This window comes from Rhizobium mesosinicum, assembly GCF_019511345.1.
GTDB classification, from domain to species: domain Bacteria; phylum Pseudomonadota; class Alphaproteobacteria; order Rhizobiales; family Rhizobiaceae; genus Rhizobium; species Rhizobium mesosinicum.
Genome location: NZ_JAEUAK010000009.1, coordinates 252520 through 264175 on the forward strand (window position 1 = coordinate 252520; position 11656 = coordinate 264175).

Consider the following 11656-nt stretch of genomic DNA (forward strand, 5'->3'; position numbering starts at 1 on the left):
TTCCAATAGCGGATAACCCCGTTTAGTGGCTGTCCTTGCCGACGGCACTGCCGCGGCATCCCTTGAGGAAGTCAAGGTCGGCGCCGGTATCGGCACCTTCGACATGCTGCTGATGCAGGAAAGCATAGCCCGAGGTCGGCAGGTCGTGGTTCGGCTGCCATTCGGCCAGACGCTTCGCCAGTTCCTCTTCGGAAATGTCGAGATGCAGGCGGCGGTTCGGCACGTCGAGTTCGATCATGTCGCCGTTCCTGACGACGGCGAGCGGACCGCCGACAGCGGCTTCCGGCGAGGTGTGCAGCACGACCGTGCCGTAGGCGGTGCCGGACATGCGGGCGTCGGAAATGCGCACCATGTCGGTAATGCCCTTCTTGAGCACCTTGGGCGGCAGACCCATGTTGCCGACCTCGGCCATGCCCGGATAGCCCTTCGGACCACAGTTCTTCATGACCATGACGCAGTTTTCGTCGATGTCGAGGCTGTCGTCGTTGATCTTCGCCTTGTAGTCGTCGATATCCTCGAACACGACCGCCCTGCCCCGGTGCACCATCAGGTGCGGCGAAGCGGCAGACGGCTTCAAGACCGCGCCCTTAGGGGCGAGGTTGCCGCGCACGACAACGATGCCGCCCGATTGCGTCAGCGCCTTTTCGGCCGGCAGGATGACGTCCTCGTTCCAGTTGACGACATCCTTGACTTCGTCCCAGACGGTTTCGCCCGACACCGTCAGTGCATCCTTGTGCAAGAGGCCGGCTTCGCCGAGGCGCTTCAGCACGACCGGCAGGCCGCCGGCATAGAAGAACTCTTCCATCAGGTACTTGCCCGACGGCATCAGGTTGACGATCGTCGGAACGTCACGGCCGCAACGGTCCCAGTCGTCCAGCGTCAGATCGATGCCGACGCGGCCGGCAATCGCCAGCAGGTGGATGACGGCATTGGTCGAGCCGCCGATCGCCGCATTGGTGCGGATCGCATTTTCGAAAGCCTGCTTCGTCAGGATGTCGGAGGGCTTCAGGTCGTCCTTGACCATCTGCACGATGCGGCGGCCGGTGAGCTGCGCCATCACCTTGCGGCGGGAATCGACGCCCGGGATCGCGGCGTTGCCTGACAGCGCCATGCCGAGCGCTTCAGCCATGGACGCCATGGTCGAGGCCGTACCCATCGTGTTGCAGGTGCCCGACGAACGGCTCATCGAGGCTTCGGCCTCGAGGAACTCGGCCTGCGTCATCTCGCCGGCCTTCACCATTTCGGAGAATTTCCACAGATGCGTGCCGGAGCCGACGCGCTCGCCGCGGAAATAGCCGTTCAACATCGGGCCGCCGGTGACGACGATCGACGGCAGGTCGGTGGAGGCAGCGCCCATCAGGAGCGACGGCGTGGTCTTGTCGCAGCCGACGAGGAGCACACAGCCATCCATCGGCTGGCCACGGATCGCTTCTTCGACCGCGAGAGCGGCAAGGTTGCGATACATCATCGCGGTCGGGCGGAAGGTGTTCTCGGATGCCGAGAAAACAGGCACTTCCAGCGGGAAGCCGCCGGCCTCCCAGACACCGGCCTTCACCTTCTCGGCGAGCTCGCGCAGGTGACCGTTGCACGGCGTCATGTCCGACCAGGTGTTGAGGATGCCGATAACCGGGCGGCCGTCGAACAGGTCGTGCGGATATCCCTGGTTCTTGAGCCAGCCGCGGTGGTAGATCACGTCGCGGCTCGTGCCGCCGTACCATTCCTGAGACCTCAGCTTACGCGGCCATTCTGCTTTCTTCTTCATAATCTCTGTCCTTCAGGATATCCCCTGATCGCCTCGTACGATCAGGGCTATCGCGCTTCGTCTCAGGCCAGCGTGTAGGCCGTCTTGACGGTTGTGTAGAATTCGGCGGCGTACTTGCCCTGCTCGCGCGGGCCGTAGGACGAGCCCTTGCGGCCGCCGAAGGGAACATGGAAATCGACGCCGGCGGTCGGCAGGTTGACCATCACCATGCCGGCCTCGGAGTTGCGCTTGAAATGCGTCGCGTGTTTCAGGCTGGTCGTGGCAATCCCCGAGGACAGGCCGAACGGCGTGTCGTTGGCCGTTGCCAGTGCCTCGTCGTAATCCTTGACCCGGATGACGGAAACGACAGGCCCGAAGATCTCTTCGCGCGAGATGCGCATCTGATTGGTCGCCTCGGTAAACAGTGTCGGCTGCAGATAGAAGCCGGGCGTGTCACGCGAGATCACCTCACCGCCGAAGGCAAGCTTGGCGCCTTCCGTTTTACCGATCTCGATATAGTCGATGTCGGTCTTCAGCTGCCGCTCGTCGACGACTGGGCCGATATGGGTGCCTGCCTTCAGAGCGTTGTCGACGACGAGCGTCTTCAGCTTTTCGGTGAGCGCCGCGACGAACTTGTCATGGATGCCCTCGGTGACGATCAGCCGCGACGACGCGGTGCAGCGCTGGCCGGTGGAGAAGAAACCGGAATTGGCGGCCGCCTCGACGGCGACGGTGAGATCGGCGTCGTCAAGCACGACCATCGGGTTCTTGCCGCCCATTTCGAGCTGGAACTTGCGGTTATGCTCGACGGAGGCGGCAGCGACGCGTTTTCCGGTACCGGTGGAGCCGGTAAAGGTGATGCCGGCAACATCCGGGCTGTCGAGTATCGTCTGGCCGACGACCGAGCCCTTGCCCATGACGAGGTTCAGCACGCCCTTCGGCAGGCCGGCGCGATGCAGGATGTCGACGATGGCCCAGGAACAGGCGGGCACCAGCTCGGCCGGCTTGAAGACGACCGTGTTGCCGTAGCAGAGCGCCGGCGCGATCTTCCAGGCGGGAATGGCGATCGGGAAATTCCATGGCGTGATGATGCCGATGACGCCAAGGCCCTCTCGGGTGATCTCGACGCCGATGTTCGGGCGCACGGACGGAACGACTTCGCCCGCCAGGCGCAGCGCCTCGCCGGCGAAGAATTCGAAGATCTGCGAAGCGCGGATCGTCTCGCCGATCGCCTCAGGCAGCGTCTTGCCTTCTTCGCGCGCAAGCAGGGCGCCGAGCTCGTCCTTGCGCGCCATGATCTCGTCGCCGGCCTTCTTCAGGATGACGTGACGTTCCCAGATGCCGGAACGCGACCAGGCCGGAAAGGCAGCCTTGGCGGCAGCGATCGCCGCCTTGGTATCGTCGACGCTCGCCTGAGCGTAGAGGCCGACGACCTCGTTCGTATCGGACGGGTTGATGTTCTCGACGCCATTTGCGCCGGTCCATTCGCCGGCGATGAGATTCTGATGGACGGTCATGGCCTTGGAGCCTCCTCTATGACAAATGACCGGCGGCTATCCTGGCGGCCGGCCCCTTGAGATCACAGTTGAAATCAGAGCTGCTTGACGGCGATCTCTTCTTCGGCAGCAACCTTCAGCGGGTTGCGCAGCGCCAGGCCGAAATCGGCGACCTCGATTTCAAAGACATCGCCCTCTTCCGCCTTGATGCCATCGGCAAAGGAAAGCGTCGCCGTACCGAACATGTGGACGTGAACGTCGCCGGGCACGCGGAACAGGCCATACTTGAAATGGTGATATTCGAGATTGGCGAAAGTGTGGGACATGTTCGCCTCCCCGGACAGGAACGGCTTCTCGAAGATCACCTTGTCGCCGCGCTTGATGCGCGACGTGCCGCGGATATCCTCCGGCGCTGCGCCGATGCGGATTTCCGGGCCGAAGCTTGCCGGGCGCAGCTTGGAATGGGCGAGGAAGAGATAGTTGATCCGCTCGGTGACGTGGTCGGAAAACTCGTTCGACAGGGCAAAGCCGATGCGGAACGGCGTGCCGTCCTTGGCGATGACGTAGATGCCGGCCATTTCCGGCTCTTCGCCGCCGTCGAGCGCGAAGGACGGGGAGACGAGCGGCGCGCCCGGAGCAGCAGCACCATAGCCGTTGCCCTTGTAGAACCATTCGGGCTGCACGCCCTTCTGGCCGGCAGCCGGCTTGCCGCCTTCGAGGCCCATTTTGAACATCTTCATGGAGTCGGTCAGCGTTTCCTCTGCCGCTTCTGATGTCTTCTTGTGCATGGAATCTCGCGTCGCAGCCGAACCCAGATGCGTCAGGCCGGTGCCGGTCAGATGCAGGTGTGCGGCATCCGGATGCGTGATCGGCGGCAGGAAGCGGCCGTCCGCATACGCCTTTTCCAGATCGACGGTTTCGCCGTATCCATGAGCCTCGATAACGGAGACGAGGGACTTGCCGCCATTTGCGGCTTCCATCGCCAGAGCATAGACGCTTTCGGCGCCTTTGACTGCCTTGGCGGCAGCACCCGGTTCGCGCACGGCGACGATGATCTCTCCGCTTGCGCCCTTGATCTGCGAGATAAGCACGGTCTTCATCCTTTCGTTTGGCGATGGCAAAAGCTTCGCCGCTCCGGCTCCATCCGGAGCCGGAATTCAATTTTCATGTGACTGCGATACTGGGGTCGAGCCTGAACTCAGCCCTTGTTCTTGTTGTAGACGTCGAAGAACACGGCAGCGAGCAGCACCGCACCCTTGACCATCTGCTGGGAGTCGGTGCCAAGGCCGTGGATCGACATGCCGTTGTTCATGATACCCATGATCAGAGCGCCAATGACAGCGCCGGTCACTTTGCCGACACCGCCCTGCGCGGACGCGCCGCCGATGAAGCAGGCTGCGATCACGTCAAGCTCAAGGCCGAAGCCGCCCTTGGCCGTTGCCGAGTTGAGACGCAGCGCGACGATCAGACCGGCCAGACCGGCAAGCAGACCCATATTTGCGAAGGTCAGGAACGTCAGTCTTTCGGTGTTGATACCGGAAAGCTTCGTCGCCTTCTCATTGCCGCCCATGGCATAGATGCGGCGGCCGATCGTCGTGCGGCGCGTAATGAACGCATAGGCGGCGACCAGGAACAGCATCACGACGAGGACGTTCGGGAAGCCGCGATAGATCGACAGCTGATAGCCGAGCGCCAGGATGGCGATGGTGACGATGGCGTTCTGGGCGAGGAAGAAGCCGAGCGGCTCGACATCGTTGCCATGTTTCTCATTGGACAGGCGCTTGCGCCATGCCAGGTAGAAGAGGGCTACGGCGCCGACGACGGTCAGGATGATCGAGGTCGAATTGATGCCGCCCATATCGAAAAGGTTCGGCAGGAAACCGATGCTGATCAGCTGGAAAGCCGGCGGGAAAGGACCGATGCTCGTGCCGGTTCCCGATGCCGTCATCACGAACAGCGTCAGGCCGCGGAAGACCAGCATGCCGGCGAGCGTAACGATGAAGGACGGGATCTTGTGATAGGCGACGAAATAGCCCTGGATGCCGCCGACAAGCGCGCCCATAGCGAGGCAGACGATACCCGCCAGGACATAATTGGTGTGCCATTGCACCGTCATGACGCCGGCGATGGCGCCGATGAAGCCGACGACGGATCCGACCGAAAGATCGATATGGCCGGCGACGATGACCAGCAGCATACCGAGCGCCATGATGACGATGAACGAGTTCTGCAGAATGATGTTCGTCAGGTTGAGCGGTTTGAAGAGAACGCCACCGGTCGAGAACTGAAAGAACACCATGATCGCGATGAGCGCGATGAACATGCCATATTCGCGGATATTGCCGCGAATGTAGTCTCCGATGGAGACGACACGCCCTTGCTCGGCGATGGGTTGATTGATCGGCGTCATTGTTTCTTCTCCCCTGAGCGCATGATAGCGCGCATGATGGTTTCCTGGCTTGCTTCTCCCTTCGGCAGTTCAGCGACGAGGCGTCCTTCGTTCATCACGTAGATGCGGTCACAAGTGCCAAGCAGTTCGGGCATTTCCGATGAGATCATCAGAACGCCCTTTCCATCGGCGGCAAGCTGGTTGATGATAGTATAGATTTCGTATTTTGCGCCAACGTCGATGCCGCGCGTCGGCTCGTCCAGGATCAGAACATCAGGATCGGAAAACAGCCATTTCGACAGAACCACCTTCTGCTGGTTGCCGCCGGAAAGATTGACCGCTTCCTGAAAGATGCTGGAGGAACGGATGCGCAGCTTCGAGCGATAGTCGGTCGCGACCCGTGATTCCTTGACGCTGTCGATGACGGAAGCATTCGACACCGCCTGCAGATTGGCGAGCGTCGTGTTGTGAACGATTGTCTCGCCCAGCACGAGGCCGAGATGTTTGCGGTCTTCCGTCACATAGGCGAGACCAGCGTCGATCGCCTTGCGCACGGTCGATGTATCGACCTTCTTGCCGCCGACGAAGACGTCGCCGCTGATCTTGTGACCGTAGGTCTTGCCGAAGACGCTCATGGCGAACTCGGTGCGGCCGGCGCCCATCAGCCCGGCGATGCCGACAACCTCGCCCCTGCGGACATTCAGGTTGATGTCGTGCAGGACCTGGCGGTCGCGGTGCTGCTGGTGGAAGGCATTCCAGTTCTTGACTTCGAAGATCGTCTCGCCGATCGGCACCGAACGCGGCGGATAGCGGTCTTCGAGATCGCGGCCCACCATGTTCTTGATGATGATGTCTTCGCTGATCTCGTCCTTGTGACAGTCGAGCGTCTTGACGGTCATGCCGTCGCGCAGGACCGTGATCTGGTCGGCGACCTTGCGGATCTCGTTCAGCTTGTGGGAAATGATGATCGAGGTGATGCCCTGCTTGCGGAACTCCATCAAGAGGGTCAGCAGAGCGTCGGAATCTTTTTCGTTGAGCGAGGCGGTCGGCTCGTCGAGGATGAGCAGCTTGACGCTCTTCGACAGCGCCTTGGCGATCTCGACGAGCTGCTGCTTGCCGACGCCGATGTCGGTGACGAGCGTATTCGGAGATTCCTGCAGGCCCACCTTCTTGAGCAGCTGCTTCGTGCGGTTGAACGTTTCGTCCCAGCTGATGACGCCGTTCTTGGCGTTTTCGTTGCCGAGGAAGATGTTTTCCCCGATCGACAGCAGAGGCACGAGCGCAAGCTCCTGGTGGATGATGACGATACCGATTTCTTCGGAATCCTTCAGAACCTTGAAGTGGCGCGTCTCGCCTTCATAGACGATATCGCCTTCGTAGCTCCCGGTCGGGTAGACGCCTGATAGCACTTTCATCAGGGTCGATTTTCCGGCCCCGTTTTCGCCTACCAACGCGTGAATCTCACCCTTACGAACCTTGAGGTTCACGTTCTCCAGAGCCTTGACGCCCGGGAACGTCTTGGTGATGCTCCGCATTTCGAGGATGGTGTTGTCCATAGTCAAATTTCCAGCGCCTGCAGCCATGAAACGGCCGGGCGATCATAAAATTGAAGGCCGGAACCCGCAAGCGCGGGCTCCGGCCTCCTGTTCAACTTACTTCAGCTTGTCTTCGGTGTAGTAACCGCTGTCGACGAGGATCTGCTTGTAGTTGGTCTTGTCGACGGCAACCGGCTTCAGCAGATAGGACGGAACGACCTTGACGCCGTTGTCGTAGGTCTTCGTGTCGTTGACTTCGGGTTCCTTGCCGGACATGACGGCATCGACCATGGCAACGGTGACCTTGGCGAGTTCGCGGGTGTCCTTGAAGATCGTCGAGTGCTGTTCGCCAGCGATGATCGACTTGACCGACGGGATTTCAGCGTCCTGGCCGGTGACGATCGGGAGCGGCTGGGCCGCCGTGCCGTAACCGACGCCCTTCAGCGACGAGATGATGCCGATCGACAGACCGTCATAGGGAGACAGGACGGCATCGACCTTGGCGTCGGTGTAGTTGGCCGAGAGCAGGTTATCCATGCGGGCCTGGGCCGTTGCCGGATCCCAGCGCAGCGTGCCGACCTTGTCCATGCCGGTCTGGCCGGACTTCACGACGAGCTTGCCGCTATCGATGTAGGGCTGCAGGACGGACATTGCGCCATCATAGAAGAAGAAGGCGTTGTTGTCGTCAGGCGAACCGCCGAAGAGTTCGATGTTGAACGGACCCTTGCCATCCTTGAGGCCGAGGCCGTCGACGATGGAATTTGCCTGCAGAACGCCGACCTGGAAGTTGTCGAAGGTGGCGTAGTAGTCGACATTGGCAGAGTCGCGGATCAGGCGGTCATAAGCGATGACCTTGATGCCGGCGTCGTGAGCCTTCTGGAGGACGTCCGAAAGGGTCGTGCCGTCGATCGAAGCAATGACGAGAACCTTGGCGCCCTTCGTGACCATGTTTTCGATCTGCGAAAGCTGGTTCGGAATGTCGTCGTCTGCATACTGCAGGTCGGTCTGGTAACCGGCGGCCTGAAGCTGCTTGACGATGTTGTTGCCGTCGTCGATCCAGCGGGCCGAAGCCTTCGTCGGCATTGCGATACCGACAGTGCCCTTGTCCTGCGCCATAGCCGGCACAACGAACGAAGCGACGCCGAAGGCAGCCGCTGCCATCAATGAGATAATGGATTTCATTTCTCTCTCCCTTGTTAATAAAGCAGCGGACGAAAAATCGCCCGCCCCGAAACTGTGGCAGGTTCCGTATTGGATAGTTACTTCAGATGGTGAGAAACGAAGTAGGTCTCCTCCACGATCTCACACGTGTTGAGTGCCAACCAGCACACGGCGGCAAACTGGTATGGATTCCTATAACTGTCAAATAGAATAACTGGTAATGTGCATAACAATTTTGGTATATCGTTAAAAAGTATTACTTTTGATGGAGCGCAGTGGGGAGGCTGCAACCATGACGATCATCCCGGAGCCCTTTTCATTGGAACATGTCGACATCAACAGCGACAATTTTGGCGATGACGGCCTGTTGCGGGCAGGACTTAAGCTGAATCACCTGCGGATGATCGTCGCAATCGAAGATAGCGGGCAAATTTCGGCGGCCGCCGAAGTGCTGAACATATCCCAGCCCGCAGCGTCGCGAATGCTGTCGGATATGGAATCGATCATGAAGACGCCGCTCTACGAGCGGGTGGCCCGCGGCGTGGTGCTCACCACCTTCGGCGAGGCGCTCGCCAGGCGTGCGCGCAAGATCCTTCTGGAGCTCAGAGAGGCGAGCCGGGAGATCGGCGAATTGAAGAGCGGCAAGGGCGGCTCGGTCTTCATCGGCGCGGTCACCGCACCCGCCATGAGCCTCGTCGTTCCCGCCATCAACACGGTGCGCAAGACCTTTCCCGGCATCGAGGTCAACATCCAGGTCGAGACCAGCAACGTGCTGGCGCGCGAACTTCTCGCTGCCCGCCACGACTTCATCATCAGCCGCATCCCTGACGACCTCAATCCGCGTCCTTTCCAGGTGCGGGAGATCGGGGTCGAGAAAGCCTGCCTGATCGTGCGCAGCCGTCACCCCCTGTTGAAGAAGAGGAGCCCGAGCAGCCTGTCGGAGATCAAGGACTATGACTGGGTGTTCCAGCCTCCAGGCACGCTGCTGCGCCGCACGATCGAGGACATCTTCCTGTCGCGCGCCGTTCCGCTTCCGGAAAACGTCGTCAACACCTCCTCGCTGCTGCTCACCTGCGCGATCATCTGCGAGACGGATGCGATCGCCCCCGTCGCAGTCGATGTCGCCCAGTTTCTCGCCTCGCAGAGTTCGAAGGCATCGGAAGTGCGCATCCTGCCGATCGATTTCGAGATCAACGTCAAGCCCTACAGCCTGATCACCGTCCGCGAACGTGCTCTGCCGCCGAGCGCGCGGCTGCTCTACGACCTCATCCTGGCGGAGAGCGTCCGACAGGCCGCGGTCTAAATCTGATATCGAAATCCAGCCCTGCGCCAACTTGGCGCCGTCTAATGCGCCGCTCGCAAAGGAAGGCGCATGCTGTTCGCACAATCGATATTCCAATCCGTTCTGGAACGGCTGAAGGCGGAAGACGAAGCCGCAGGCGAAGCGGAAGAACCGGCCGCCCATCGCGTTCACGGCTTCTCGACCGGCCTCGCCTTCGATGTGATGGAAGGTGTGTCGGCCGCCTCGCAGCGGGTCGGGCAAGCCTATTTTGACAATCTCGGCCCTGAGCCTGGTATCGAAGAACCTCCGCGGACGGTGGCCGAACCCGAACCGGTCATGCCCGGTCATCTGGCTCGCACATCGCCCGAAGAGATCGCCGCCGAACTCGCCATCTCTATTGCCGATACGCTGCAGACATTGAATGAGAAGCGGCGCACTTTCGCCAAGGCCAATCATCCCGACAGCGTCGCACAGCCTTTCCGGGATAATGCCAACAGACGCATGATGATCGCCAACCTGTTGATCGATGAAGCGCTGCGGCGCCTGCCACGGTAATTAATCTGCCTTCTTCTCTTCTGTCGCCGGCTTTTCCTCGTCCTCTTCGTCGTCGTCGACGACGGCGGGAGCCGCCGCTTCCGGCGGCTTCGGATCGAAAGTCCAGATCAGCATATAGAATGAGTAAGCGCCGGCAGCCAGCGCCAGAACGCCCCAGAAAGGATCGCCGGCGATGAATTCGAAGATGCCCCATCCAACGCAGACCGCGACAATGGCAACGCGAACCCAAAGGTGTCGATAGGTTGGATGGTTGGGATCGATAAGCTGCATCTGTCTTCCACTGTCTTGATGTCGGCCCTTGTCTTTAGGATGGATTTCGCAAATGTGAAAGGCCCGCGGGCTTGACGCCGCGGCTGGAAAATGGAATGAAAATTCTAAACTTATATCAATTCGGTTTATTTGTTCCGAATATAGGGAGGCAGTTATGACAGTGAGATTTGGTCTTCTCGGCGCAGGCCGCATCGGCAAGGTGCATGCGAAGGCCGTCAGCGGCGATGCCAATGCAAAGCTCGTGGCCGTCGCCGACGCCTTCCCGCAGGCGGCCGAAGCGATCGCGTCGGCCTATGGCTGCGACGTGCGCAGCATCGAAGCCATTGAGGCCGCCAAGGATATCGACGCCGTCGTCATCTGCACGCCGACCGATACGCATGCAGACCTGATCGAGCGCTTCGCCCGCGCCGGCAAGGCTATCTTCTGCGAAAAGCCGATCGACCTGGATGTTGCGCGTGTCAAAGCCTGCATAAAGGTCGTGGAAGAAACCGGCGCCAAACTGATGGTCGGCTTCAACCGCCGCTTCGACCCGCATTTCATGGCGGTCCGCAAGGTCATCGACGACGGCAAGATCGGCGATGTCGAGATGGTGACGATCACCTCGCGCGATCCGGGCGCCCCGCCGGTCGATTACATCAAGCGTTCGGGCGGCATCTTCCGCGACATGACGATCCACGATTTCGACATGGCCCGCTTCCTGCTCGGCGAAGAGCCGGTCTCGGTCGTCGCAACCGCCGCCGTCCTCGTCGACAAGGCGATCGGCGAAGCCGGCGATTACGACAGCGTTTCGGTGATCCTGCAGACCGCGTCGGGCAAGCAGGCCATCATCTCCAACTCGCGCCGCGCCACCTATGGCTACGACCAGCGCATCGAAGCGCATGGTTCCAAGGGCGTCGTCTCGGCCGAAAACCAGCGCCCGGTCTCGATCGAAGTCGCCAATGCCGAAGGCTATACCCGCCCGCCGCTGCACGATTTCTTCATGACCCGCTACACCGAAGCCTATGCCAACGAGATCGCAAGCTTCATCTCGGCGATCGAGAAAGGCTCGAAGATTTCGCCCTCCGGCGCTGACGGCCTGGCTGCTCTCGTGCTCGCGGATGCCGCCGTCCAGTCGGTCAAGGAAGGCAAGCTCATCCGGATCGGCTGACCGCCCTCTCCCGACGGTCGCCATCATGAGAAATGGCCGGGTGAAAGCCCGGCCATTTCTCGTTTTGTAAGATGCGTGGG

Annotated in this window: 10 protein-coding genes; 3 read left to right on the forward strand and 7 right to left on the reverse strand. The window is 60.7% G+C overall.

Annotation, left to right across the window (positions count from 1 at the left end; translation table 11 throughout):
• Nucleotides 1–22: 22 nt before the first annotated feature.
• The 6 genes from araD to chvE form a co-directional block, all read right to left on the reverse strand.
• On the reverse strand, nt 23–1762 hold the full coding sequence (gene araD / locus JNB85_RS22775; protein WP_183741359.1) for an L-arabinonate dehydratase: 1740 nt from the start codon (nt 1760–1762) through the stop codon (nt 23–25).
• A gap of 62 nt (nt 1763–1824) precedes the next feature.
• A complete protein-coding gene (locus JNB85_RS22780) occupies nt 1825–3258 on the reverse strand; it encodes an aldehyde dehydrogenase family protein (RefSeq protein ID WP_220336554.1) in 1434 nt (477 codons plus the stop codon).
• 74 nt (nt 3259–3332) lie between these two features.
• Nucleotides 3333–4328: an AraD1 family protein gene (araD1, locus tag JNB85_RS22785; RefSeq protein ID WP_183741862.1), complete on the reverse strand. Its 996-nt coding sequence runs from the start codon at nt 4326–4328 to the stop codon at nt 3333–3335.
• A gap of 107 nt (nt 4329–4435) precedes the next feature.
• Nucleotides 4436–5647: a multiple monosaccharide ABC transporter permease gene (gene mmsB, locus JNB85_RS22790; protein ID WP_220336555.1), complete on the reverse strand. Its 1212-nt coding sequence runs from the start codon at nt 5645–5647 to the stop codon at nt 4436–4438.
• Nucleotides 5644–7182, reverse strand: a complete 1539-nt coding sequence (gene mmsA, locus JNB85_RS22795; protein ID WP_220336556.1) for a multiple monosaccharide ABC transporter ATP-binding protein — start codon at nt 7180–7182, stop codon at nt 5644–5646. The genes mmsB and mmsA overlap by 4 nt, the downstream gene beginning before the upstream one ends.
• 96 nt (nt 7183–7278) lie before the next feature.
• Nucleotides 7279–8343, reverse strand: a complete 1065-nt coding sequence (chvE, locus tag JNB85_RS22800; protein WP_220336557.1) for a multiple monosaccharide ABC transporter substrate-binding protein — start codon at nt 8341–8343, stop codon at nt 7279–7281.
• A gap of 271 nt (nt 8344–8614) precedes the next feature.
• Between chvE and JNB85_RS22805 the strand changes: the two genes are divergently transcribed.
• Together JNB85_RS22805 and JNB85_RS22810 are read left to right on the forward strand one after the other, a co-directional pair.
• Nucleotides 8615–9625, forward strand: a complete 1011-nt coding sequence (locus JNB85_RS22805) for a LysR family transcriptional regulator (protein WP_220336558.1) — start codon at nt 8615–8617, stop codon at nt 9623–9625.
• A gap of 69 nt (nt 9626–9694) precedes the next feature.
• Nucleotides 9695–10159: a hypothetical protein gene (locus JNB85_RS22810; RefSeq protein WP_220336559.1), complete on the forward strand. Its 465-nt coding sequence runs from the start codon at nt 9695–9697 to the stop codon at nt 10157–10159.
• Here the strand turns inward: JNB85_RS22810 and JNB85_RS22815 are convergent, their stop codons facing one another.
• A complete protein-coding gene (locus JNB85_RS22815; RefSeq protein ID WP_220336560.1) occupies nt 10160–10429 on the reverse strand; it encodes a hypothetical protein in 270 nt (89 codons plus the stop codon).
• A gap of 154 nt (nt 10430–10583) precedes the next feature.
• Between JNB85_RS22815 and iolG the strand changes: the two genes are divergently transcribed.
• Nucleotides 10584–11576: an inositol 2-dehydrogenase gene (iolG, locus tag JNB85_RS22820; RefSeq protein WP_220336561.1), complete on the forward strand. Its 993-nt coding sequence runs from the start codon at nt 10584–10586 to the stop codon at nt 11574–11576.
• Nucleotides 11577–11656: the final 80 nt, after the last annotated feature.